Origin of the sequence: Erwinia sp. CGal63 (genome assembly GCF_037026505.1) — a bacterium.
Taxonomy (GTDB): Bacteria; Pseudomonadota; Gammaproteobacteria; order Enterobacterales; family Enterobacteriaceae; genus Erwinia.
Map to the genome: position 1 here is coordinate 456,606 of NZ_JAKUMN010000001.1, position 23,535 is coordinate 480,140.

20 protein-coding genes, 1 tRNA gene and 1 pseudogene are annotated in these 23,535 nt (G+C 56.1%); 12 read left to right on the plus strand and 10 right to left on the minus strand.

The annotated features are described in order from the left end of the window. The first annotated feature begins 210 nt into the window (after positions 1 to 210). The 5 genes and pseudogenes from MKZ79_RS01870 (at position 211) to phnH (ending at position 6,543) form a co-directional block, all read left to right on the plus strand. Complete coding sequence (locus MKZ79_RS01870; protein WP_336139681.1) at positions 211 to 2,115, plus strand: hypothetical protein; 1,905 nt, start codon at positions 211 to 213, stop codon at positions 2,113 to 2,115. Between the two features lie 448 nt (positions 2,116 to 2,563). Next, a pseudogene (locus tag MKZ79_RS21215) lies at positions 2,564 to 3,796 on the plus strand (glycosyl hydrolase family 18 protein); the annotation flags it as partial. Positions 3,797 to 3,835: 39 nt separating this feature from the next. Further along, a complete protein-coding gene (locus MKZ79_RS21220; RefSeq protein WP_442897134.1) occupies positions 3,836 to 5,209 on the plus strand; it encodes a lytic polysaccharide monooxygenase in 1,374 nt (457 codons plus the stop codon). A gap of 221 nt (positions 5,210 to 5,430) precedes the next feature. Further along, on the plus strand, positions 5,431 to 5,877 hold the full coding sequence (locus MKZ79_RS01880) for a lysozyme (RefSeq protein ID WP_336139685.1): 447 nt from the start codon (positions 5,431 to 5,433) through the stop codon (positions 5,875 to 5,877). Positions 5,878 to 5,985: 108 nt separating this feature from the next. After that, positions 5,986 to 6,543 (plus strand): phosphonate C-P lyase system protein PhnH, encoded by a 558-nt coding sequence (gene phnH, locus MKZ79_RS01885; RefSeq protein WP_336139686.1) that lies wholly within the window; start codon positions 5,986 to 5,988, stop codon positions 6,541 to 6,543. 50 nt (positions 6,544 to 6,593) lie between these two features. On the opposite strand, the gene MKZ79_RS01890 is transcribed toward phnH, so the two are convergent. The 4 genes from MKZ79_RS01890 to uxuA all read right to left on the minus strand — a co-directional run bounded on the left by MKZ79_RS01890 (position 6,594) and on the right by uxuA (position 11,037). Beyond that, positions 6,594 to 7,412 (minus strand): glycosyltransferase family 8 protein, encoded by an 819-nt coding sequence (locus tag MKZ79_RS01890; protein WP_336139688.1) that lies wholly within the window; start codon positions 7,410 to 7,412, stop codon positions 6,594 to 6,596. 11 nt (positions 7,413 to 7,423) lie between these two features. Continuing rightward, entirely contained in the window at positions 7,424 to 8,803 is a 1,380-nt protein-coding gene (locus MKZ79_RS01895) for a D-arabinono-1,4-lactone oxidase (RefSeq protein WP_336139692.1), read from the minus strand. Between the two features lie 204 nt (positions 8,804 to 9,007). Then, positions 9,008 to 9,778: an FCD domain-containing protein gene (locus tag MKZ79_RS01900; protein WP_336139694.1), complete on the minus strand. Its 771-nt coding sequence runs from the start codon at positions 9,776 to 9,778 to the stop codon at positions 9,008 to 9,010. 77 nt (positions 9,779 to 9,855) lie between these two features. Beyond that, positions 9,856 to 11,037, minus strand: coding sequence for a mannonate dehydratase (gene uxuA / locus MKZ79_RS01905; protein ID WP_336139695.1), 1,182 nt, complete (start codon positions 11,035 to 11,037; stop codon positions 9,856 to 9,858). A 373-nt stretch (positions 11,038 to 11,410) separates the two neighbouring features. On the opposite strand from uxuA, the gene MKZ79_RS01910 reads away from it, so the two are divergent. Both MKZ79_RS01910 and MKZ79_RS01915 read left to right on the plus strand, forming a co-directional pair. After that, positions 11,411 to 12,721: an MFS transporter gene (locus tag MKZ79_RS01910; RefSeq protein ID WP_336139696.1), complete on the plus strand. Its 1,311-nt coding sequence runs from the start codon at positions 11,411 to 11,413 to the stop codon at positions 12,719 to 12,721. Next, entirely contained in the window at positions 12,718 to 15,126 is a 2,409-nt protein-coding gene (locus MKZ79_RS01915; protein WP_336139697.1) for a glycoside hydrolase family 31 protein, read from the plus strand. The genes MKZ79_RS01910 and MKZ79_RS01915 overlap by 4 nt, the downstream gene beginning before the upstream one ends. Positions 15,127 to 15,134: 8 nt before the next feature. On the opposite strand, the gene MKZ79_RS01920 is transcribed toward MKZ79_RS01915, so the two are convergent. Next, complete coding sequence (locus tag MKZ79_RS01920) at positions 15,135 to 15,773, minus strand: TetR/AcrR family transcriptional regulator (protein WP_336139699.1); 639 nt, start codon at positions 15,771 to 15,773, stop codon at positions 15,135 to 15,137. A gap of 167 nt (positions 15,774 to 15,940) precedes the next feature. Here MKZ79_RS01920 and MKZ79_RS01925 point away from each other — a divergent pair, with 167 nt between their 5' ends. Then, complete coding sequence (locus MKZ79_RS01925) at positions 15,941 to 16,114, plus strand: hypothetical protein (protein WP_336139701.1); 174 nt, start codon at positions 15,941 to 15,943, stop codon at positions 16,112 to 16,114. 87 nt (positions 16,115 to 16,201) lie between these two features. On the opposite strand, the gene MKZ79_RS01930 is transcribed toward MKZ79_RS01925, so the two are convergent. The 4 genes from MKZ79_RS01930 to MKZ79_RS01945 all read right to left on the minus strand — a co-directional run bounded on the left by MKZ79_RS01930 (position 16,202) and on the right by MKZ79_RS01945 (position 19,184). Beyond that, positions 16,202 to 16,756 carry a UPF0149 family protein gene (locus tag MKZ79_RS01930; protein WP_336139703.1) on the minus strand — a complete coding sequence of 185 codons (555 nt, stop codon included), beginning with the start codon at positions 16,754 to 16,756 and terminating at the stop codon, positions 16,202 to 16,204. A 607-nt stretch (positions 16,757 to 17,363) separates the two neighbouring features. Further along, positions 17,364 to 17,439 (minus strand) — tRNA-Asn (locus MKZ79_RS01935). A gap of 99 nt (positions 17,440 to 17,538) precedes the next feature. Next, entirely contained in the window at positions 17,539 to 18,324 is a 786-nt protein-coding gene (gene mtfA, locus MKZ79_RS01940) for a DgsA anti-repressor MtfA (RefSeq protein ID WP_336139705.1), read from the minus strand. A 200-nt stretch (positions 18,325 to 18,524) separates the two neighbouring features. Then, positions 18,525 to 19,184, minus strand: coding sequence for a hypothetical protein (locus MKZ79_RS01945; RefSeq protein ID WP_336139708.1), 660 nt, complete (start codon positions 19,182 to 19,184; stop codon positions 18,525 to 18,527). Positions 19,185 to 19,761: 577 nt separating this feature from the next. Here MKZ79_RS01945 and MKZ79_RS01950 point away from each other — a divergent pair. Continuing rightward, on the plus strand, positions 19,762 to 20,463 hold the full coding sequence (locus MKZ79_RS01950) for a phosphohydrolase (RefSeq protein ID WP_336139712.1): 702 nt from the start codon (positions 19,762 to 19,764) through the stop codon (positions 20,461 to 20,463). 73 nt (positions 20,464 to 20,536) lie between these two features. Further along, positions 20,537 to 20,785 (plus strand): hypothetical protein, encoded by a 249-nt coding sequence (locus tag MKZ79_RS01955; RefSeq protein WP_336139715.1) that lies wholly within the window; start codon positions 20,537 to 20,539, stop codon positions 20,783 to 20,785. A gap of 48 nt (positions 20,786 to 20,833) precedes the next feature. Here the strand turns inward: MKZ79_RS01955 and MKZ79_RS01960 are convergent, their stop codons facing one another. Continuing rightward, the gene (locus tag MKZ79_RS01960; protein ID WP_336139717.1) at positions 20,834 to 21,490 is read right to left on the minus strand and encodes an epoxyqueuosine reductase QueH; all 657 of its coding nucleotides are present in this window, start codon (positions 21,488 to 21,490) and stop codon (positions 20,834 to 20,836) included. 138 nt (positions 21,491 to 21,628) lie between these two features. On the opposite strand from MKZ79_RS01960, the gene MKZ79_RS01965 reads away from it, so the two are divergent. Both MKZ79_RS01965 and MKZ79_RS01970 read left to right on the plus strand, forming a co-directional pair. Next, a complete protein-coding gene (locus tag MKZ79_RS01965) occupies positions 21,629 to 23,005 on the plus strand; it encodes a DNA cytosine methyltransferase (RefSeq protein ID WP_336139720.1) in 1,377 nt (458 codons plus the stop codon). Between the two features lie 45 nt (positions 23,006 to 23,050). After that, entirely contained in the window at positions 23,051 to 23,533 is a 483-nt protein-coding gene (locus tag MKZ79_RS01970) for a very short patch repair endonuclease (protein ID WP_336139722.1), read from the plus strand. Positions 23,534 to 23,535 lie beyond the last annotated feature (2 nt).

The window sequence follows — 23,535 nt, forward strand, 5'->3', positions numbered from 1 at the left end:
GGAGATGCTAATTTTTACGCGTCTGCGTCATTTTTTAAAATTGTACGAACTTAAGACAATAATTATCCTGTGCGACCTGATAAATATAGTCGAAAATATCGTGGGATTGGTGTTTTTTGACCATAAATTTAATCAATTGTAAAAGCAAGCTTGCATAGTATTAAAAAATAGCAACCATCGCACAATATAAATTTAATTAAGAGGCTTTAAATGAGTGATTTTGATGACAACAACCAGGATAATTTAACAACGCACCAGTTGAAGTTAAATGAAATGGTCAGAAACTTAAACGTAGTCGATAAAAACGGGAAAAGTATTGACTTCGACAGGATTATTTATACGCCTGGCGCGGCTAACAATGAAAATAACTTTGCTATGGTGCAATCCATTGAAGAATTGCGTGCGCTGGAGCCTGGCGCACATGGCGAAATCGTGATGGTACATTCCTGGGCTGCAGGCACCGGCTACGGCGGCGGCCTTTTTATCAGCGATCTTAACGACAAAACCACGCCAGAAGATCAGGGTCTGAATATCGTTACTCGCGCCGGCGTACGCTGGAAACGCTATATTACCGATAACGCCGGCGTCACCGTGGTCGATTTCGGCGCGATCCCTGACGGCAAAACAGACTGCCTGGAAGCCGTTACCCTTATGTGGCACTGGTCGCGCGTCGTCGATCGGGCGACCAACGTCCGCATTCATGAAAATGTCGGCATTCGCTTCCCGGCGGGCAACTTCTTTATTTCGAAATTCGATGTTTCCAGCCAGGAAGTCAGCCGTTTCCGCCTTTCCGGCGCGCACGTCAACTTTGGTTACTTCCCGAGCACTCGCCTCTATTCGGATCAGAAAAACGGCGAATATATGTTTACCGTTAACGCGCGCTGGACCTATATCAGCGGCTTTATCGTTCATGGCCAGGACAACACCAAAACCAAAGGCTTCTTTAAAAACATCATTCAGGGCGGCCAGTATCTGCGTGTTACCGGGATGCACTTCCTGGATATGGGCGGACGCTCGCTGGATCTGCTTGATACGCTGGATTGTAAAATCGACCAGTGGTACGCCAACCGCTGCGCCGGCACCGTAATCTATGGCCGCTGGTCAAACCGTGCCGCCGGCTCCTGGGATCATCTGACCGCCATCGAGCTGAGCAACTTTAATATCCAGTATGGCGTGAAAGCGGAGATGATCGACCTGCAGCGCGCTACCCAGTGTATTTTGCATAACGGCTGGATTGAGCACACGGAATTCCCTGGCAATCTCTCTAACGGCCAGTGGAACATCAACGCGCTAAATCTGGAAGGAAACAAAAACCCGCTGAAGTGCCACTATACGCGTCTGATCTCCTCCATGCTCAACGTGCATAACGGCGAAGGTCTGGATATGTCCGACAGCGGCGAACGCTGGCTCTCCGCCTATGAAGATGGTCAGCTGTTTATTGAAAACCACGGTATGAAAGTGGAAGGGTCGCTGAACTACCAGTACATCACCTCGCCGGATCGTATGGATAACCGCGTCGACCGTGAAACCTGGTTTAAAGTCGGCGATATTGAAATGCCGGAGTGGACGACGCAGATGCAGATGCGCATTATCGGCTCGTCCCAGTTTAACGCAATGCCGGAAACCCAGATCGATCACACATCGCGCACGCCGGAAGGCGAAGCGAAAATATCGATTCAGAACGTCAACGGCACCTTTAACGCCTCCTGGGCGGCAGAAGGTTCATGCCCGGTCACGCGTGTTCATGTCAAAACCTTGCCGGGCAGCCGGGCGGAAGTCTTCGTTAAGCTGGCGAAATACACCGGCTTCTGCATCGCGCTGATCACCACCAACTGCCACGATCGCTTCTCGCGCGGCGTGCATTTCCGCTTTATTAAAGCCTATTCCCAGGTTTCCGCTGCGGATGCCGCCGCGCTGGATGCTCAGGCGGATACGACTTTTATGCAGCACTGGCAGGGTTCCGAGCGGGTGGGTTTTGGCTACAACAACAACAACGATCTCATTATGCGTGGTCGCGTGGTCAGCACCGCGTCAGTCGGCGCTACCCGTGAGTGTCTGCGCGTAATGGTTAACGGTCAGGCTTACGCTATCGAGCTAAAACCGATTAACGGTTAATTCGCGGTTGCCTGACGGCCGGCCTCTGAACGGGGCCGGCTTTTTTTTATAACGACAAAAGCCGGTTTCAACATCAGGCTTAGCTCTGTTCCTGTTTCCTCATGGTTTAAATAATATTTACCCTTAGGGTTTTAACTGCGTTATTAAAAAATAGCTCTCTTATAATTTCCTTCATAACTCAACTAAACGAGAGATAAATATAATGAATTGTCTTTTTTATCCTGTGTTTTTAATTGGTTTATTGGCTCATTATTTCTTGGTTATATCCTTATAAATCAGCATGTTTTCAATTTTTAGTCAGGTAAAAACAATTATTGCGTTTGTGTGTTCTTAGTGGCTGAATAAAATAGGTGTCACGCAGCAAGAATAAAAATTCCATTTTGCTGCTTAATAAAAATACACCTACGTAATAAGAACATGCATCCTGGCAGATGCATATGGAGAATTTATGCCAGCTTCTAAAAATATGTCGGTATCCCGCTTTTCCGGAAATCGTTCCGGACAAAATAAAATCGTTATGGGCTTCTGGCACAACTGGCCAGTGGTCGGCGCTCAGGGTTACCGCCAGGGCCGCTTCACCGAGATGACGCTGTCGGAAATCCCTGTGCAGTACAACGTAATCGCCGTCGCCTTTATGAAAGTGCTCGACGACCGCGATCGCATTCCTGATTTCAAACCTTATAAAGGCACCGACGCCGAGTTTCGTCGTGAAATCGAACTTGTGCAGGCTCAGGGCCGTAAAGTGCTGATTTCTATGGGCGGTGCTGACGCGCATATCGAAATGCACGCTGGCGACGAACAGGCGCTGGCCGCGCGGATCATCGAACTGACCGATAAATATGGCTTCGACGGTCTGGATATCGACCTGGAGCAGTCTGCGATCACCGCCGCCGACAACCAGACGGTTATTCCTGCCGCGCTGCGTATCGTTAAAGATCATTATCGCCTGCAGGGCTGGAACTTCATCATCAGCATGGCGCCGGAATTCCCTTACCTGACCGTTGGCGGCCACTACAGCCCTTATATCACCGGTCTGGAAGGTTACTACGACTACATCGCGCCTCAGTACTATAACCAGGGCGGCGACGGCGTGTGGGTTGATGAAATCAGCAGCTGGGTTTCCCAGAGCAACGACGCGCAGAAAGAGGATTTCCTCTACTACCTGACCGAAAGTCTGGTTACGGGTACGCGCAACTTCCTGAAGATCCCTTCAGAGAAGTTCATTATCGGTCTGCCAACCAACAACGACGCGGCAGCGACTGGCTATGTCATTAATCCGCAGGATTTGAAAAACGCGATGGCGCGTCTGGAAGCTGCTGGTCTGCCAATCGCTGGCCTGATGACCTGGTCCGTAAACTGGGACGCTGGCTTCACTAAAGACAATGTGCCTTACAACTGGGAATTTATCCGTAACTACGGCTACCTGGCCGGAGACGGCGTCGTGCCGGAACCTGCGCCGCAGCCGCAGCCGCAGCCAGATCCAGAGCCGCAACCGCAGCCAGACCCAGAGCCGCAGCCACAGCCGGACCCAGAGCCGCAGCCACAGTATGAACAATGGCGCGCCGGCGTTCGTTATCTTGATGGCGCCCGCGTTAGCTGGCAGTCGCAGAACTACATCTGCGTGATGCAGCACGACTCTAACCTTTTCTGGACGCCTGATGCCGCTACTTCGCTGTGGCAGCCGACGTTCGATGCTAAAACCACCACGGGATACAAAACGATGAGCTCCAATACTTTCGGCGCGGCTTTGCGTCATGGCCATATCGCCACGCCTGCTTCACGCGCTTTCTTTGCATGGCAGGAAGGTAAACTGAACGCCGGTCAGCTGAACCAGCGTGAAGCCGGCAAATTCTTCCCGGCCACTCAGTCAGGCCTGACCGATCCTGTTGCGCCTACCGACTCGCCAAATGCTCTGCCGCCTCGTGATGGCGAAATCGCCAGCGCCAACCAGGGCGACGGCCGTTTCCTGGATGAGCCAGGCACACACTGGAAAAAACACACGGTGACCGCCAACGAAATCATGAAGTTCGTCTGGACCTATACCGCGCCGCACGCGACTCGTCGCTATAACTACTTCATTACTCGTGAAGACTGGAATCCAAACCTGCCGCTGAGCCGCGCGCAGTTTGAATCCACGCCGTTCTTTAAAGCGGAGTTTACCGAACAGCCATTCTGGAGCCACGGCGCGACGCTGCGTCCTACCGGCCCAACCACGCACGAAATCCAGCTGCCACAGCGTAGCGGCTACCATGTGCTGCTGGCGGTCTGGGAAGTGGCGGATACCGGCAACGCTTTCTATCAGGTTATAGACCTGGATTTCGTCGGCAACGGCAATGACAATGGCAACGGCGACACCATTCCTGCGGCGCCAGCGAGCCTGCACGCGACTGAAGTCACCACCAGCTCTGTAGCGCTGGCGTGGAACGCTTCTGCAACCGCAGGCGTCTCTTATCGTCTCTATCGTAACGGCAACATGATCTTCAACGGCTCTCGCCTGAGCTTTGTCGACAATGGCCTGATGGAAAACACCGCTTACAGCTACACCATCAGCGCCGTAAGCGCGACCGGTAAAGAATCTGCTCAGAGCGCGGCGGTTATCGTTACCACCAAAAGCTCCAGCACCGTAGTCACGCCACCAACCGCGCCAGTGCGTCTGCACAGCATGAGTGTGACCGCAGACAGCGCTTCTCTGATGTGGGGATCTTCTGAGGGCAGCAACCCAATCGCCAGCTACATCATTTACCGTGAAGGGGATGAAATCGCTCGCGTTGCGGCTTCTCAGCTCAACTACACCGATCGCGGCCTGCGCGCGGAAACCACCTACCGTTATTTTGTTGCGGCTGTGGATTCACAGGATCTGCTTTCCGTACCGAGCAACGTGCTGACTGTCACCACGCTGGCTAACAGCAGTGATGACAACGGCGGCAATGACGATAACGGTCAGTATCCAGCCTGGAGACAGGGCGGATCCTACACCGCGGGTGAAATTGTTTCCCATAATGGCAAAAACTGGGTTTGCATCCAGTCCCATACGGCCTGGGCCATTGACTGGGCGCCAGGCCTGGCGGAAACCCTGTGGTATGAAGCTCGTTAATTAACGCGGCTTTCAGCAAAAATTTGGCCAGAGGGATCTGGCCTTTTTTATTACCAGCCTGTCAGGAATCAGTACTGTACACGAACTGGAAAATTCTTATAACAATCAATTTGTTAAGTTGACTGACGTAAGGTTTTTTCAGGCCGGATATTGCTTTGTATCAATATCCTTTGGTCGAACTTCCTTAAGTTATCTGTTTTAACCTGACAAGTGGAAGAATTATGCAAATCAGCGATAACGGCATTGCGTTTATCAAAAGAGAGGAGGGCGAGAGGCTCACCGGCTATTTCGACGTGGTCGGCATACCAACTATTGGCGTAGGCCATACGGGCAGCGTTGATGGCGTGCCGGTAAAAAAAGGGATGACGATCGCCGCTGAGAAATCCAGCGAGCTGCTGCGCCAGGATCTGCGCTCGGCAGAAAACGCCATCGCCAGATATGTCAGCGTGCCGCTTACGCAAAATCAGTATGACGCGCTGTGCAGTCTGATTTTCAATATCGGCGTTGCCGCCTTCGCCAGCTCGACCGTAAAAAAAGAGCTGGACAAGCGTCATTACCAGGCGGCAGCGGAGGCGTTTCTGCTGTGGAAAAGAGCCGGGGCAAATCTGAATATTCTGCTGCCGCGCAGGCAGCGTGAGAGGGCGCTGTTTCTGACGCCGGATGCCTGAAAGCGCATTTTCATGGGAACGCCATGCATATTTAACGCCACTGTCATTTTTTTCTGCCAGGCTTAACAGCATCAACGGCTTTTGACCGCTGCCCTACAGGAAAAATTTATGACTTTGATTGCCAGCTTCAGCCACTCTTTCGCCGATTCGCAGCGCGCTTTCCGTTTGATCCTGAAAGCGATAAGCGAACCGGGCGTCAGAGTCGCGCTGCCGCAGATCCCGGTATGGGGCAACGCTTCGCCTGCGGCAACGGCTATTCTGATGACGCTGGTGGACAGGGAAACGCCGTTCTGGCTGGACAGCTCGCTCGGCGACGAGGCGATGCTGGAGAAACTACAGCGCTTCGGCGCCAGAACCGCTGCCAGAGCCGACGCTGCCGTCGCGCTGCTGCACAGCGCCTCCGATATGGCTATCGAAGCCTTTTCGCCTGGCGACGCGCCCACCACCATTATTATCGAAGTCCCGGCGCTGAGCGGCGGCCTGACGTTGCGCTTAAGCGGCCCGAATTTGCGCGAGCCGCGCGCCGTGGCACCAAAGCTGCCGAAAGCGGTGCTGCACTATCTGCGCGAGCGCGTACACTCTTACCCTCAACCAATCGACCTGATTTTTACCTGCGGCGACAGCATGATGGCGCTGCCGCACACTACTAACGTCGTGGTCTGCTGAGGGAATAAAAAGGGGCGCCTCTTTAAGGTTATTGGTCACGCGCCTCGGGATCAGCCTGCGATATCCCACCACATTTTATTCAGCTGATAGTAGCGATCGGCCGGATCGGGCTGTTTTTCCCACGGCTTATCGATAATGTAGTGAATATTCTTCACCTCCGGCAGATGCCACATGGCGCTGTGCTGGAACGGCAGCGTTTTCAGCGCGTTATAGATATAGGGCAGCGGCTGCCAGCGATCGTGATAGTAGTCGTTGAGAAAATCCTGCTCGGCAAACAGATAGCGCGTCAGATCTTTCACTTCCGCCAGCTTTTGCAGCATATCTTCATAGACCGCGAGATCCGGCTTCAGCACCAGAAAACCGCCGTTCAGGTAGTTATCCACTTCGTCCGGCTGCTGGGTATGCTCCACGCCACGGCAGTAGCTGTAGAAGCAGTTTTCCGGCGTCCAGCTTTTGGGATAGCTCGGGATCTTATTGGGATTGCAGCGGCAGGCGTGACAGGCAGCAATCTCCTGTTCCCCCAGCGCCATGCCGAACAGCTCATCCATATTCTGCACCACCAGCATATCCGCATCCAGAAAGACGATGCGTTCAAACTCGGTCAGTCGCCAGACCGCCAGCTTGGTCCACACCTCGGAAAAGCGGGCGTTAGCGTAGTGCTGCTGCAGGCTGCTGTCCGGACTGACCGGCTGCACTTCGCGCACCAGGCAGCCCTCTTTCTCCATCGTCTGCCGACTTTCCGCGTCGATATTCGCTGTTACCATCACCACCAGCGGGTAGCGGCTGCCGCTTCGCTGCAGCGAGCGGTTCAGCGCTCTGACGCCTACCAGATAGCCCGGCTGCGTCAGCAGGGTCGCCCATGCCTTCATTGGCATTCTCCTTATTGGTCAAACAGTTCAGCGGTAAACTCGTTGTCAAACTTGCGCTGCGGGTCGAGCGTATCGCGCACCTGGCGAAACGCTTGCCACTGCGGATAGATTTCTGGCCAGCGGTAGAGCGACTCATCAAAATATTTGCCCCAGTGCGGCCGACCGCCTTCCGCTGCCAGCACTTTTTCAATCGCCTGCAGGAAGCTCACGCCCTCTTCGGAAAGCGATCCGTCTTCGGCGTAATAGACCACAAACCCGAAGAAGCAGGTATCGGCGCCGTAAGAGGGGCTGAGCCAGCTTTCGGATGGGCCGGTGCAGCGCAAAATAATCGGATAGTGCATATGCGGCTGGGTTTCGCTGTGCCACGCTTTGATCTGCCGGATAATCTCGCCGGCGCGCGCCAGCGGAATGCCGATTTCCACGTTGATCTGCGGCGTGGCGATACCGCGGCAGAAGACCTGATAAACGTCGCCGGTCACGTCGGAGAAATCTTTAAAGCGCGTAACGGTGCGGAACGGTTTGCCGTTTTCGTCAACGATTTTGGTGTCGCTACGCATATGTTCCAGCGTCTGCTCCACGGTTTCGTTCATCGCGTCGCTGGTTTCTTCCTGCTTCACCAGATCGCTGTTATTGGCACGATATTGCGCAATCTCTTCGCCGTTCGCTTCGCGCGCCGTCCAGACATGCACCTGGTTTTCATTGGGAAACCACCAGGCTTTGCTCAGCACAAAGTTCTGGTTCCAGTCATAAATATCCTGCTCCAGCGTGTCGCCGCTGACCGCGTTTTTATGACAGGTATAAATTTTTGCGGCGCAGGTGCGCAGCGTCACGCGGGTAACGACGCCCAGCACGCCCATACCCAGCTGCACGGCGTGAAAGTCAGGATGGCTGCGATCGAAATCGGCCACGCTGCCGTCGGCCAGCACCATACGAATACTGAGGGCTTCATCCGCTATGGTGCTTTGCTGCAAACCCTGACCGTGCGTGCCGGTCGCCAGCGCGCCAGCCAGCGTCTGCGCGGCGATTACGCCGGGCGAAGAGGGCAGCATTTTGCCCGCAGCGGTCAGGATCTCGTAAATTTCGTGCATCGGCGTGCTGCCTGCGAAGGTGGCGCTCTGCTCATCCATCGCAATAAGGCCGCGCAGCTGGCTTAAGTCCAGCAGCGTATCGCCTTCGGCGACCACTTTCAGCATCCGGCCCGGCGACATGCGGCTGCCCATAACGCGGATCTTACCGCGGCTGGCGGCAACCAGGCGGCACAGCTCCTCTTCCGTTTTCGGGGCGCTGACGGCGCTGCTGTCAGCCAGCGTGGCGTTGCGCGCCCAGTTTACAATTTTGCCATCATCGGCATCCGGCTTACGGCGTGGATAGCCGGAATTTTCGCGTGCCATCGGCAACTCCTGGCATAGGGCCTGTCAAATGACAGGCGGGGGTGAAATAACCTTAATAAGCGTAGCTGAATTGTCCCGGAACAACAGCGGGACTGCGTGATAAAGTTGTACAACGCATTTAAAGATTGTACAACATTTTGCGGTTTCAGCCATAGCGTTGCCGCCGCCAGACAGGACGGCAAAAACGCGGGCGGAAAAAGGGGGTTAACGTGCTGGCTCGTCGTCGATGGCATCCAGCGGCCAGGAGGCAAACAGGTAGCCGTCAAAATTCAGATCGTCGACATCGGAAAACTCCAGCAGTCGCTGCTTAACGTTTTCCAGATGCTGCCACATCGCCCGTCTGGCGGCGGCGGCATCCTTTTTGATCAGCGCCACGAGAATTTTTTTATGATCTTCCAGCCAGGCCTTGCGGTAATGGCTGTCGCGCAGATGACGATGCAGCTGGCGCCACATCGCGTTATTTTCTCGCCACTGCCAGGATTGTTTGAACAGCTCGACCAGCATGCTGTTATGGGTCGCCTGGGCGATAGCCAGATGAAACTCGCGGTCGCCGTTCTCGCTGTCGTTAACGGCGCCGGAAGCCAGCTCGCACTCCTCCAGCTGCAGCGCCTGACGCATTTTCAGAATATCTTCCGGCGTGGCCTGCAGGGCGGCGAAGCCGGCGATATTGCTCTCCAGCAGCTGCCGCGCCTGCAGCAGTTCAAAAGGCCCGGCGGCGTTGCAGTGCGGGGATGAAGCGGGCGCCTTCGCGTTTTGCATCACAAAAATGCCTGCGCCTCGCCTGACCTCGATCCAGCCTTCCAGCTCCAGCATAATCAGCGCTTCGCGCACCAGCGTGCGGCTGACCTGCAGCATCGCGGCCAGCTCGCGCTCGGCGGGCAGCCGGTCGCCTGCGGCGTAACGCTGTTCGCGGATAAAACGCTGAAGCATTTCACCGACTTCCTGATAGGGTCTGGCTGGTGAGGCGGATTTCATAATGTCCTTTTCTGCTGGCCGCAGCGATCGTCGCACAATGCCCGTATGATATCACATCGCGACAACGCGTTAACGGCTCAGCCAAAGCCGGTGCGACGCACGGCGAACTCCACGCCGCGAATCTCCGCCAGGCCTTTCAGGCGGCCAATCGCCGAATAGCCCGGATTGGTTCGCTTTTGTAAATCGTCCAGCATCTGGTGACCGTGATCGGGACGCACAGGAATGGGATCTTCGCGGCCTGCGAGCCGACGACGCTGCTCTTCCTGCGCAATCGCCTGGATCACCGCAACCATATCCACATCGCCCGCCAGATGGGGCGCCTCATGAAAACTGGCCGGATTCTCTTCCCGCTGCGTTGAGCGCAGGTGCGCGAAGTAGACGCGTGACGCGAACTTTTTGAAGATGGCTACCAGATCGTTATCGGCGCGTACGCCTAAAGAACCGGTGCAGAAGGTAAACCCGTTGGCCGGGCTGCTGACGGTTTCCACCATCCACTGCCAGTCTTCGGCGGTGGAAACGATGCGCGGCAGGCCCAACAGCGGACGCGGCGGATCGTCCGGATGGACAGCCATACGCACGCCGACTTCTTCCGCTACCGGAATTACCTGCCGCAAAAACCAGGCGAAATTCTCGCGCAGCTTCTCCCTGTCGATATGCTGGTAACGCGCCAGCTGCTGGCGAAATGCCGCGAGCGTATAGCCTTCTTCCGCGCCCGGCAGCCCGGCAATGATATTGCGCGTCAGCCGGGTTTTGCTCTCCTCGCTCATCGTCTGAAAACGCTGGCGGGCGGCCGCGATCTCCGACGGCGTATAGTCGTTTTCCGCACCAGGCCGCTGCAGGATACAGAGATCGAAAGCGGCGAACTCGACCTGATCGAAACGCAGAGCCAGCGCGCCGTCCGGCAGCCTCCACGCCAGATCGGTGCGCGTCCAGTCCAGGATCGGCATAAAGTTGTAGCAGACGGTGGTGATACCGCAATGCGCCAGATTGCGCAGGGTTTGCTGATAGTTGGCGATCCATTTTTCGCACTGGCCGCTGCGGGTTTTAATCTCTTCATGTACCGGCACGCTTTCCACTACCGCCCATTCCAGCCCGGCGGCCTCTGTCATCGCTTTACGCTTTTCGATCTCCGCCACGGGCCAGATCTCGCCGTTGGCGATAGAGTGCAGGGCGGTCACGATGCCGGTCGCGCCAGCCTGTCTGGCGTCACTCAGCGTGACGGGATCGTCCGGGCCATACCAGCGCCAGGTTTGTTTCATATTTACCTCTCCGTTTGTCGTCAGAAAATGCGGTTCGCCAGTGCTTTGGTCAACCACTATCGTTCCCAGGGCAATCATCACCGCTAAAATTACCCCCGAAAAGGATGAAGTCAACCAGATAAGCTTATTTGGTTAACCAGATCACAAACAGGGAAAGAGGCTAAAGCCAGCCCCGAAAAACTGTGCTTCACTTCTGCCGCAAAGCCAGCGCCGCCAGAATGGCGCGCGATGGCCATCTGTCGCGCCGTGCTGACCGCGCGGCTTTACATGGAAGAGAGTAACGACGCCCTCAGCGCCGCTTAAAATTGGTTGACCAGAAAGGTCGACGGCGATCCACAAGCTCTGAGAAGCGTTATCGACATGGAGAAATCAGATGAACCGCAGCATTAACTCTGAACGCGGCGTGACGGGCATCAGGCGTACCGTCCGCCATCTGCGCTGGTGGGTGCTTATCCTGTTTCTGACCGGCGTCACCGTGAACTACATTACCCGCAACTCCTTAGCGATTCTGGCGCCCGAGCTTAAGCTAAGCCTCGGCATCACCACGGAGCAGTACGCCTGGATCGTGGGCGCTTTTCAGCTCGCTTACACCTTTTTTCAGCCGATATGCGGCTGGCTGATCGACGTGATCGGCCTGAAGATCGGCTTTCTGCTCTGTGCGACGGTGTGGGCGCTGGCCTGTCTGCTGCATGCGGGCGCCGGAAGCTGGCTGCAGCTGGCGATACTGCGCTTTGTGATGGGCGGCGCCGAAGCGGCGGCGACGCCGGCCAACGCCAAAGTGCTGGGGGAATGGTTTCCTAAAAAGGAGCGACCGATCGCCGCAGGCTGGGCGGGCGTCGGCTTCTCCATCGGCGCTATGCTGGCGCCGCCGATTATCTACTTCGCGCACGCCTCGTTTGGCTGGCAGGGCGCCTTTCTGTTTACCGGCTGCCTGGCGCTGGCCTGGGTTGCGCTGTGGTGGCTGTTCTACCGCAATCCGGCGCAGCATCCCAACCTGAGCGACGAGGAGCTGGCGTTTATTCAGCAGGATCGGGAACCGGCCGCGCAAAAGCAGAGTTTCTGGCAGGCGCTGCGTTCGGTCGCCGGCAACAAGCGGTTTTACGGCATCGCTATTCCCGCCTTTATGGCAGAACCCGCCTGGGGCGTACTCAGCTTCTGGGTGCCGCTCTATCTGGCCAACGAACTGGGAATGGATTTAAAACAGATCGCTATGTTCGCCTGGCTGCCGTTCCTGGCGGCGGATCTGGGCAGCGTGGCGAGCGGCTACCTGACCCGACTCTATATCCGCCTGTTTGGCTGCACCCGCGTTAATGCCGTGGTGGCCAGCTCGATTTCCGGCGCTTTTCTGATGCTGTCGCTGGCGCTGGTGGCCTTCACCAAAAGCCCTTATATGGCCATCGCGCTGATTTCCGTCGGCGGTTTCGGCCATCAGATTATCTCCTGCATGCTGAGCGCGCTGGTGGTGGAGCGATTTAATAAAGGCGAAATGGCGACCGTTAACGGGATGCGCGGCTCCTTCGCCTGGATATCCAGCTTTCTGTTTTCGCTGGTGATTGGCTATACCGCGGACAAAATCGGTTTCAACCCGCTGTTTATCGCAATGGGCTTTTTCGACCTGTTCGGGGCGCTGTTTCTGGTGGCCTTTATTGCGGAACGACGGACTAAAAAAGGGAGTCTGGTATGAAAACGTTAAAACAGTGGACGCTGCTGGCGTCGGATCGCCACTCGGTGACGCTGCTGGTTGAGGGTCAACACCACTGCTGCCTTTACGTGCTGGAACCGGCACTATTGCGCGTCGTGGTCAGGCGTGACGGTCACTTCTCGCTCGATCGCACCTGGTGTATCGCGCCGCAGGAGGATGTGCCCTGGGAAGGCCGACCGCGCGACAGCCTGGCGGGATTTTCTCTGCCGCCTTTTACCCTGAGCGAGCTGGACGGAGAGCTGATTATCGAAACGGAACGGCTGCGGGTAAAAGTGCATCAGCCGCTGTGGCTGGAGTGGCACTATCGCCAGCCCGACGGGCAGTGGCGCTTTCTTGCCAGCGACCGGCCGACAGGCGCTTTGCAGCTTAACGCTCACGGCGACGGCGTCGCGCACTATCAGCGGCGGCTGCCGGAAGATCGCTATTATGGCCTGGGCGAGAAGGCAGGCGATCTGCTGCGCAACGGCAGGCGCTACGAGATGCGTAATCTGGACGCAATGGGGTATAACGCGGCGACCACCGATCCGCTTTATAAACATCTGCCCTTTACCATCACCTGTCGCGACGATCTCAGCTTTGGGCTGTTCTACGACAATCTCAGCAACAGCTGGCTGGATCTAGGCAACGAGCTGGATAACTATCACCAGCCTTATCGCCGCTGGCAGGCCGCAAGCGGCGATATCGACTACTATCTTTTCGCGGCGGAACGCGTTCTGGATATCACCAAAGCCTTTGTGCGGCTGACGGGCAAAACGTTCTTCGGCCCTAAATGGAGCCTGGGCTACAGCGGCTCGACCATGAGCTACACCGACGCGCCGGACGCGCAGCGCCAGCTGTTGCAATTTATTCGCCTCTGTCACGAGCATGATATTCCCTGCGACTCTTTCCAGCTCTCATCCGGCTACACCTCGATTGGCGACAAGCGCTATGTTTTCAACTGGAATCACGACAAGGTGCCCGATCCTCTGGGCCTGAGCCGGGCGTTTCATCAGGCGGGTATACGTCTGGCCGCCAATATCAAACCCTGCCTGCTGCAGGATCATCCACGCTATCAGGAGCTGGAAAGCCGCGGGTTGTTTATTCGGGACTCGCAAAGCGACGCGCCGGAGCGCTCCGTCTTCTGGGACGATGAAGGCTCGCACCTGGATTTTACCCATCCTGAAGCTATCGACTGGTGGCAGAATAACGTGACTCGCCAGCTGCTGGAAAAGGGCATCGACGCCACCTGGAACGACAATAACGAATATGAGATTTGGGATGACGAAGCGCGCTGTCACGGTTTTGGCCGACCAACGGCGATCAAGCACCTGCGTCCCGTAATGCCGTTGCTGATGATGCGGGCTTCGATGGAGGCGCAGAAGCGATTCGCGCCGCACAAGCGGCCGTGGCTGATTTCCCGTTCCGGCTCGCCGGGAATGCAGCGCTATGCGCAGACCTGGAGCGGCGATAACCGCACCAGCTGGACAACGCTTCGTTACAACATCCGCATGGGTTTGGGAATGAGTCTGTCGGGCCTGTACAACGTTGGGCATGATGTGGGCGGCTTTGCAGGCGACAAGCCCGACGCGGAGCTGTTTGTCCGCTGGGTGCAGAATGGCGTCATGCATCCGCGTTTTACTATTCACTCGTGGAATGACGATCGCACGGTTAACGAACCCTGGATGTATCCTGCGGTCACGCCGCTTGTCCGCCAGGCGATTAAGCTGCGCTACCGCCTGATGCCTTACCTTTACACGCTGCTCTGGCAGGCGCACAGCGAAGATGAACCCATGCTGCGGCCAACCTTTCTGGATCATCAGCACGATGCGCAGACCTTTGCTGAATGCGACGAGTTTTTGCTGGGAAGGGATCTCCTGGTCGCCAGCGTAGTAGAGCCGGGTGCACGGAGCCGACGCCTTTGGCTGCCGGATAATCAGCATGGCTGGTATGATTTCTGGAGCGGTCAGTGGTACGGCGGCGGCCAGTGGATCACGCTTGACGCGCCGCTGGAGAGAGTGCCGCTGCTGGTGCGTGCAGGCGCAGGCCTGCCGCAAAGCCCGCACGGCAATGACGTTCAGCGCGAGCTGCACCTGTTCCCGCAGCCTGCCGCCGGCAGCAGCAGCGGCCTGCTGTTTGAAGACGATGGCGAATCCTGGGGTTATCAGCAGGATGAGGCGCTGTGGCTGAGCTGGAACATGCAATGTTCCGCCGAGGCTATCCATCTGGATTTCAGCTGGCAAGGCAGCTTCCGGCCCAAATGGCGGCAGCTGGAGATTAAACTGCCGCAGGAGGAACGGCGCCGCCTGTTTATTCAGGGAGAAGAAGTCGGGGAGAAAGCCTGCTTCTGTCTGCCCTGGCCGCGCTGGATCAGCAGGAAGCGGATTAAAAAACGCTGGCCTTTAGCCTGAGGACAGCGTTAATCCGCCGGGCGTAAATAGCGCAGCGTGGCGTCCACCACCAGTTGACGATTGCGGGCGATGCTCCGCTGCTCGCTTTCACCGCCGCCAAACAGGGTATTGAAGGTGTAGCGGTTAGAGACGTTATGCGTACAGATACTGCTGATCAAACGATGCACGTCCACCGTCTCTACATGGCGGTCGAAAACGCCTGCGGCTTTGCCGCGAGTCAGGATCTCATCCAGCACGTCGAGCGCGCTCTGGTTCAGCGCCTTGATACGTGTGGACTGGCTGATAAAGCGGCCGCGCATCAGGTTCTCGCTGCAGACCAGCCGCATAAAGTCGGGATGGGAGATGTGATAATCAAAGCTCGCCTCCGCCAGCTTCTGCATCGCTAACTGCGGCGGCAGCTCGGCAAGATTCAGCCCGGTTTCATGTTGACGGATCGCCAGGTAAACCTGTTCCAGCACCGCCATATAAAGATTTTCTTTGCTGGTGAAGTGATAGACCATCATGCGTTTGGTGGTGTCGGCGCGTTCGGCGATCTGCTCCATGCGCGCGCCCTGCAGGCCAAACTCGGCAAAGGTAGCCAGCGCGCCGGCAAGGATGCGTTTTTTTAACCCTTCCGGGTCGTTTTTTCTCTTGGCAATAGCGGACATAGCGAATCAGTCAGGTTGTTATCCGGCGCCTTAACGGCTGAAGCCCGCAAGAATACCACAAAAACCTTAAGCTGATTTTCGACAAAGGTTGGAAGAAGAGGGTATTTCCCTCTCCGTGATGGCTGCGGTTAAATCTCGCTATCGCAACCCTGCCGCCGGAGAACGTTATGAACGCCACAATCAGGAAATATTTCGCTGCTTTCTCAGCCTGGCTTTCTCAGCCAGTCGCGCAGGAAGAGCTCGACAATCCCTCAAGACTGGCCGAATCGCTGCTGCCGGTCAGCCAGCTATATGGCTTTGAGGTAAGCTGGCTGCGCGCGAGGCGATACGGTGAAAAATAATCGCTATCGCCTGACGCTGCGCTACAGCTACTGGAATGAACTGTGCAATCCGGCTCGCGCCGCGTCGGGTAACGCGGCGCGCTTCGCTTAATGCAGCGGCCAGTTGCCGGCCAGCTCCAGCGCCGCGTGACGGATAGCTTCCACGCTCTGCTCAAACTCCTCCGCCGTCATTTTTTCCACTTCGCCAAAATGTTCTTCCTTGCCGTGCAGCGCAATCGCCTGTAGCGCCGGCTGCAGATGCGCCGGCAACGCCGACCAGTCGGTTAACGCCACGCCTTTCATATAGCCGATGCACCACTCTTCTACAATGGTGACTTCCAGATCTTCCGCGCTGCTGGTGCCGAACAGCGGCTCAAACTGCTCGGGATACTCTTTCAGGCGCTCGGCGATATCGTTTTTGTGCTGCGCTACCAGATCGAGAAAACGCTGCTGGTCAACTTCATCCCAGATCGGAAGATTATTTTCTCCGCCCCAGATAATGGCCTGCAGGCGTTCGTCGGAGATAGCTTCCGGAGCGGAGAGCAGGGCGGTCAGCAGACCATCCAGCTCCGAGGCGTCCAGCACCGCGTCATCGGTGCCGTAGCGCGCCAGCATATCGTCCAGCCACTCCAGTTCTTCGGCCGTTAATGGTCCATGTTGCATGTTGTTACCCCTTTTATATCCGTCAATGACCGCTGTGGGCGTTATTCTCAACGCCAGCGGCGGAAAAAGCTATCGTTCGGCGACAGAAAGCGGCTTAATCCCTGTCTGTCAGCGCGATCTCTACGCTGATAGCAATTATGATCGCTCTGGAAAAAAGCGGCGGTGGAAATGATGGGCTGGGCGAAGAGCAAGAGCCGACAGCAAAAAAGCATGACGGCCGGTTTAGCACCAGGCAGGCGCTTTTTGTAGCGCCACTGGCCGCACCGATAAACCCGCCGCGGTTTTCAGGGGATTGATTGGTTTAGCAGAGGATTTTTTGAGTTCTCATATCCACAGCCTTATTTAAAAAGCCAGTTTGTCCAGGCGCTATAGTGACCAAATGCCACAGCAAAGTGTGGGAGAATTGACTGAGCGGTAATATGCGGCGGTAAGCGGTTCGGGAAGAGGGATAAGCGGTTAAAGAGCAGGGATCGCACGTGTCAGGATGTGATTTAGATCACTGCAAGCAGGCTGTGCGAAATAGTTGAACTCTTTGCGGATTAGATGAGCGGTTCTAAGAAATCCAGAAAAGCAAAAAGCCCGCTTATATAAGCGGGCTTCTCTAATTTGGCTCCTCTGACTGGACTCGAACCAGTGACATACGGATTAACAGTCCGCCGTTCTACCGACTGAACTACAGAGGAATCGGTTGATGCAGCGCATAGTAGCGAGGGCGGCCTGTGGAGTCAACAGGAAAAAAAGGTAAAGCTTTCAACTGGCTATCTTTAAAACAGGCGGGGCAATTAATGTACGATATCGTTATGGCCAGGGCCGCTCTGCTGTAGTCGACCTAGCGGATCCTGACGATAAAAACCGCAAAAGTGTTGATAGAGCGCCGGGAAACGTTCATACAGCAGTTCGGGCGCGCTAAAGAAATATTCCGACAGCACCGCAAAACACTCTGCCGGATCGCTGGCCGCATAGGCATCGATCGTCGCGGCGCTTTCGCCGACCAGCTCGATCTCATCCTGAATATTCAGCATCGCGGCGTGCAGCGTCTGCTCCCAGACGGCGACGTTGCGCAGCGGCATTGCCGGAACGCCGTTGGCGTAGCCGCTGCCACGACTGTCCAGCTTATGGGCGACCTCATGAACAATCAGATTAAAACCGGAGAGATCGAAAGAGTCCTGCACGTCCAGCCAGTTCAGCACCACCGGCCCCTGTTCCCAGCTCTGGCCCGCCTGCACCATGCTTTCACGGTGAACCAGCCCAAACTCATCCTGCCACTCATCGTCTACCAGAAAAGGTTCGGGGTAGATCAGTACCTCGTGAAAGCCGTCCAGCCATTCAATACCAAGATTAAGCACCGGCAGAGAGAACAGCAGCGCCAGACGCGCGGACTTCAGCTCGTCCAGCACGAAATCCTGCAGCGCCACCAGCCGCTTCTGCTGCAAAAAACGGCTCGCCAGGCGGATAAGCTTTTGCTGCTCGGCTTCGCTCAGCGCGCCCAGCAGCGGGATCGCCATTGCCTGCTGCCAGGGCAGCTCGTCGATAACGGCCTCGTCGGATTTCCAGAACCATTTGATCATGATGCACCCAAAGCAGAAAGGGGAACCTTGCCCGGCCGGAGCGGAGCGTTTACCGCGGCGTCAGGCTCGTCTAAAAGGCAGGGCAGAATGGAACAGAAGCGCGGGTTTGAGCAAGCTTTTCAACGGGGTTCTGTGACGGCACAGAAAAAATTGCCGCGGCCAGGCCGGCGTCGACAGCCGGCCCGTGCGCGCGGGGAAGGCTATAAGCGCTGGAACTCGATCACCCAAACCCAGGGATTCACTTCCCAGCTGGTGCCGCCATACTGCAGCGCCCACTGCTTACGATAGGCGTCTTTTGGTGAGACGACTTCATTGTGCATGGTGAAAAAATTATTGAGAAAGTGGGAGTCCGTCTGCACGCCTTCCGCCATCACGTCGTCATCGCTGATATCCTGAATTTTTTCTACCCGAACGGCGGTAACTTCCAAATCGATGCGGCTCGCCCAGCGCGGCATATGAATACCGGCCTGCCAGCCAAAGTGCTCATCTTCTTCGCCCGCGCTGGAAAATTCGCTGGTGTCGGCGCGATAGCGACACCAGGCCGGGGATTTAAACTGGGCGGGATTACGCTCATAGTCGGCTAGCTCTTCAGGCGGCACAACCGGGCCACGCCAGGTTTCTCTTACCCACAGCCTGTCGCCGGGCTGACCGTAAGGGCAGTGATAGCTCAGGTTTTCCATGCCCATGACGCGGCTGCCCTGCAGGTGATTATTTAGTACGTCAATGCCGTAGCATCCCTCGTGATTATCCTGGCCCGGACCAAAAAGTTGTGACTTCATAATGCGTCGGGTCTGGCGCTGCTGACCTGAGAGCAGTGCCCGCACCCGTTGATCGCTAAATAAAATCGGGCGTTCTTTCATGGTTTGACCCCTGTATTTTAGTTGTTAAGACTCGTTTGCCGTCGATCGGCGGAAAAAGAGTCCGGCATATGCTGTTAGCCTGTGTGGAAAAGTCGTAAAAAGTCCTGCAAACATTAGCCGTGCTTGTTTATTCCTGAACCACTCTTTCGCTTCTGCCGTCTTCGGGCGACAGGCGGTGAAGATCTGGTCTGACCGGTTAGTTAGTGCCTGCTCATCCGTACCGTCATTAATTTGACATATGCCGTCTTTACAATCCCTTACAGTAATTGCAAAGGGCTGTTATCGGATGTTTCTGACAACAAGGCTCCTGAAAAGCAGCAACCGGTTGGCATTGATTCTAACTTACTGCGAGGCAAAATGCCGATAACTTATTGCAAAAACTACATTATAAGCGTTTAACCATTTGCTTAAAAACAAGCCGCCTGGCAACCTTGTCAGGCGTGATTGACGGTAAAACCATCGCTAATCCCGTAAAAGTGATGCTATAAACATGATGCAGATCGCATTTTTTGTGCCTTGCGCAGGAACCGGGCCAGTTCGCCGATTTATCTGCAGGTTCAACCACCGGGAGAAGACTATGACGCAACAATGGCAAAGCCGTTTTGAAAGCTGGCTGCATGAAACCTGGCCGCAGGATGACAAAGCGCACGACGTGGCTCATCTGCGCCGCGTTTGGTTGACGGCACAGCGTATTATGAAAGGGATGAACGTTGATGAACTGGTTGTGCTGGCTGGCTGTTATTTTCACGACATCGTCAATCTGCCGAAAAACCATCCCGAACGGCACCTTGCTTCGGCAAAAGCGGCAGTAGAAACCCGGCGCATACTGCTTGAGGTGTTTCCCGACTTTCCCGCCGAAAAGCGCGAAGCGGTAGCGCATGTGGTGCACGCGCACAGCTTCAGCGCCGGGGTTACGGCGGAGACGCTGGAGGCGAAGATTGTTCAGGATGCCGATCGGCTGGAGTCGCTGGGCGCTATCGGACTGGCACGGGTCTTCTATGTTTCTGGCGCGCTGGGACGTTCGCTCTTCGACAGCGCCGATCCGCTGGGACGCGAGCGGCCGCTGAACGATACCGAGTGGGCGCTGGATCACTTTCAAAAAAAGCTGCTTAAATTACCGAAAACTATGCAGACGGCGGAAGGGCGACGCCTTGCCGAACACAACGCTGATTTCCTGATTACCTATATGGCCAAGCTCTGCGCCGAGTTAAAAGGCGAATTTTGCGAGCTCGATCCCGATGTGCTGCGCGAATTTGTCGCCGCTCGCGAGAAATATTAAATTTTTGTGACAGTATGGTTAAGATTATCTTTCCAGGCTACCGTATCGCTGTCATTTATCAGGAGATTCAGGCATGACCGACACCGTGAGCTTAACGTTAAAAATCGACCCCGCTTTGAAAGAAACGCTGAAAAACCTGGCGCAGGAAAATCAGACCTCGCTCAGCCAGGAAGTCAGCCAGCTGCTGCAGCTCAGCCTTGCTGGCCAGCAGAAGCCGGAAGTGGATAATCAAAGCGTGTCGGAAGAGGCCGATGAGCAGCTGAGCGCCAGCGAACTGAAGCAGGTGCGGGCCTTACTGAAAAAATCCAAAAAGAAAAAGTAGTTTCGCTTCAGCTTCCCTGACCGGCCGGTCAGGGAACGGCGGCGTTCGCTACTCTTCCTCGTCGCCGTAATAGAGTACGCCGAGCTTGATCAGCGGACGTCCCTGGCTTTTTCGATGCAAATTGCTGTCGCGCAATGAATAGACGCAGCCGCAATACTCCTGCTGATAAAAACGTTCGCGCTTGCTGATCTCAATCATGCGCGCCGAGCCGCCTTTTTTACGCCAGTTGTAATCCCAATAAGTCAGGCCAGCGTAGGGCGCAGCGGCCCGTTCGCCGCACTCGTTGATTTGCTGCATATTTTTCCAGCGTGAAATTCCCAGGCAGCTGGTCATCACGGGAAAACCATTTTCGTGAGCGTAAAGCGCGGTGCGCTCGAATCGCATATCGAAACACATGGTACAGCGCGCGCCTCGTTCCGGCTCCCATTCCATGCCCTTTGCCCGTTCAAACCAGTTATCGGTGTCGTAATCGGCATCGATAAAAGGCACGCCGTGCTGTTCGGCAAAGCGAATATTCTCCTCTTTGCGCAGCAGGTACTCTTTTTGCGGATGAATATTGGGGTTATAGAAGAAGATGGTGTAGTCGATGCCGGCGGCCGCAATCGCTTCCATAACCTCGCCGGAGCAGGGCGCGCAGCAGGAGTGCAGCAGCAGTTTGTCGGCGCCGTTCGGCAGGCTCAACGGCAGACGGGTGAAATCGCTCATTATCTCGGCTCCATTTTTTTAAACAGGCCAAGTTTAGGCTGATGGCGGGCCGATGTCACGGAGTCAAAAGGCCGCTGCGCCTCCTGGCTTTCACCCGATGAAGTGGTAGACTGGCAGGCGTTTATTTCCGGAGAGTCTATGAGCGAGTTCGACACTATTGCGGCGCAGCCAGGCCTGGACGATCGCCAGCTGGCGGCGCGCCTGCTGGCTGTTTACGATATTAAAACCCTGCTGGCTGCGCTGCAGCAGGCTGGCCACGTCGGCTGGACGCGGGAAACGCTGAGCCGCTGGCTGAAGGGCGCGAGCGGCGTACTAAGCCAGGCGGAAGCGGAGACGCTGACGGCGTTGCTGCCTCAGCCGCCAGCACATCACCCTCACTATGCTTTTCGCTTTATCGATCTTTTTGCCGGTATCGGCGGCATTCGCAGCGGTTTCGAGGCGATTGGCGGCCAGTGCGTCTTTACCAGCGAATGGAACAAATACTCGGTGCGAACCTATAAGGCGAACTGGTATTGCGATCCGCAGACGCACGTTTTTAATCAGGATATCCGCGACGTCACCCTGAGCGCGCAGCCGGTCAGCGAGCAGGAAGCCTATCAGCATATCGACAGCCAGGTGCCGGATCACGACGTCCTGCTGGCCGGTTTTCCCTGCCAGCCATTTTCGCTGGCGGGCGTTTCAAAGAAAAATGCGCTTGGTCGTGCGCACGGGTTTGAGTGTGAGGCGCAGGGAACGCTGTTTTTCGACGTGGCGCGCATTATCACCGCGAAAAAGCCAGCGATTTTCGTGCTGGAAAACGTCAAGAATCTTAAAAGCCACGATAAGGGCAAAACCTTTCGCATCATTATGCAGACGCTGGATGAGCTGGGTTACGACGTGGCCGACGCGCACAGCAACGGCGCGAACGATCCCAAAATCGTCGACGGCAAATACTTTCTGCCGCAGCACCGCGAGCGCATCGTGCTGGTAGGCTTTCGCCGCGACTTAAAGCTGCCGGCGTTCTCGCTCTCTCTGCTCTCCACGCTCTATCCGCAGCGAAGAGTGCCGCTGCGCGATCTGCTGGACGCGCAGGTCGAGGCGAAATATATCCTGACGCCGACGCTGTGGAAATACCTCTATAACTATGCGAAAAAACATCAGGCGAAAGGCAACGGCTTCGGCTATGGGCTGGTCGATCCTGATAAAGAGCACGGCGTGGTGCGCACGCTTTCTGCCCGTTACTACAAGGACGGTTCGGAAATTCTGATCGATCGCGGTTGGGATCGTCAGCAGGGCGAAGCGGATTTCGACCATCCGCAAAACCAGCAGCATCGTCCGCGCCGCCTGACGCCGCGAGAGTGCGCCCGGCTGATGGGCTTCGAGGCGCCGGGAGAAACCCGCTTCCGCATTCCGGTGTCAGACAGCCAGGCCTATCGCCAGTTTGGCAACTCGGTGGTGGTGCCCGCTTTCGCCGCGGTGGCTAAACTGCTGCAGCCCTGGATAGCGCAGGCGGTGGAATTACGCTCAAAAAAGTAAGCGGCGAGCAGATGGCTATACTTAAGCCAGCACAAGGAGAAGGTCATGGCTGACGTACATAATCCGCAAACCCGCAGTAAAAATATGCGCGCCATCCGCACGCAGGATACCGCCATCGAAACCCGGCTGGCGGAACTGTTGGCGGAACGGGGGTTCAGCTATGGCGTGCAGGATAAGACGCTGCCCGGCAAGCCCGATTTCGTGCTGGCAAACCATCGGGCCATTATCTTTGTACACGGCTGCTTTTGGCACCATCACGACTGCTATCTGTTTAAAGTTCCCGCGACACGCACCGATTTCTGGATGAGTAAAATCGGCGGCAACGTGGCGCGCGATAAGAAATTTATCGATGAGCTCAGCGCCAGCGGCTGGCGGGTGCTGGTGATTTGGGAATGCGCGCTGCGCGGCAAGATGAAGCTGACCGACGAGGAGGTCAGCTCAAGGCTGGAAGAGTGGATCTTCGCCGGGCAGGGCAACGGCGAAATCGACTGGCAGGGCATTCACCTGATGCGTGAACGCCCCGAGTAAGG

Excerpts from the sequence above, each read along its gene's own strand:
- MKZ79_RS01870 (WP_336139681.1), top strand. The coding sequence starts at position 211 with ATGAGTGATTTTGATGACAACAACCAGGATAATTTAACAACGCACCAG.
- MKZ79_RS21220 (WP_442897134.1), top strand. The coding sequence starts at position 3,836 with ATGAGCTCCAATACTTTCGGCGCGGCTTTGCGTCATGGCCATATCGCC.
- MKZ79_RS01880 (WP_336139685.1), top strand. The coding sequence starts at position 5,431 with ATGCAAATCAGCGATAACGGCATTGCGTTTATCAAAAGAGAGGAGGGC.
- phnH (WP_336139686.1), top strand. The coding sequence starts at position 5,986 with ATGACTTTGATTGCCAGCTTCAGCCACTCTTTCGCCGATTCGCAGCGC.
- MKZ79_RS01890 (WP_336139688.1), bottom strand. The coding sequence starts at position 7,412 with ATGAAGGCATGGGCGACCCTGCTGACGCAGCCGGGCTATCTGGTAGGC.
- MKZ79_RS01895 (WP_336139692.1), bottom strand. The coding sequence starts at position 8,803 with ATGGCACGCGAAAATTCCGGCTATCCACGCCGTAAGCCGGATGCCGAT.
- MKZ79_RS01900 (WP_336139694.1), bottom strand. The coding sequence starts at position 9,778 with ATGAAATCCGCCTCACCAGCCAGACCCTATCAGGAAGTCGGTGAAATG.
- uxuA (WP_336139695.1), bottom strand. The coding sequence starts at position 11,037 with ATGAAACAAACCTGGCGCTGGTATGGCCCGGACGATCCCGTCACGCTG.
- MKZ79_RS01910 (WP_336139696.1), top strand. The coding sequence starts at position 11,411 with ATGAACCGCAGCATTAACTCTGAACGCGGCGTGACGGGCATCAGGCGT.
- MKZ79_RS01915 (WP_336139697.1), top strand. The coding sequence starts at position 12,718 with ATGAAAACGTTAAAACAGTGGACGCTGCTGGCGTCGGATCGCCACTCG.
- MKZ79_RS01920 (WP_336139699.1), bottom strand. The coding sequence starts at position 15,773 with ATGTCCGCTATTGCCAAGAGAAAAAACGACCCGGAAGGGTTAAAAAAA.
- MKZ79_RS01925 (WP_336139701.1), top strand. The coding sequence starts at position 15,941 with ATGAACGCCACAATCAGGAAATATTTCGCTGCTTTCTCAGCCTGGCTT.
- MKZ79_RS01930 (WP_336139703.1), bottom strand. The coding sequence starts at position 16,756 with ATGCAACATGGACCATTAACGGCCGAAGAACTGGAGTGGCTGGACGAT.
- mtfA (WP_336139705.1), bottom strand. The coding sequence starts at position 18,324 with ATGATCAAATGGTTCTGGAAATCCGACGAGGCCGTTATCGACGAGCTG.
- MKZ79_RS01945 (WP_336139708.1), bottom strand. The coding sequence starts at position 19,184 with ATGAAAGAACGCCCGATTTTATTTAGCGATCAACGGGTGCGGGCACTG.
- MKZ79_RS01950 (WP_336139712.1), top strand. The coding sequence starts at position 19,762 with ATGACGCAACAATGGCAAAGCCGTTTTGAAAGCTGGCTGCATGAAACC.
- MKZ79_RS01955 (WP_336139715.1), top strand. The coding sequence starts at position 20,537 with ATGACCGACACCGTGAGCTTAACGTTAAAAATCGACCCCGCTTTGAAA.
- MKZ79_RS01960 (WP_336139717.1), bottom strand. The coding sequence starts at position 21,490 with ATGAGCGATTTCACCCGTCTGCCGTTGAGCCTGCCGAACGGCGCCGAC.
- MKZ79_RS01965 (WP_336139720.1), top strand. The coding sequence starts at position 21,629 with ATGAGCGAGTTCGACACTATTGCGGCGCAGCCAGGCCTGGACGATCGC.
- MKZ79_RS01970 (WP_336139722.1), top strand. The coding sequence starts at position 23,051 with ATGGCTGACGTACATAATCCGCAAACCCGCAGTAAAAATATGCGCGCC.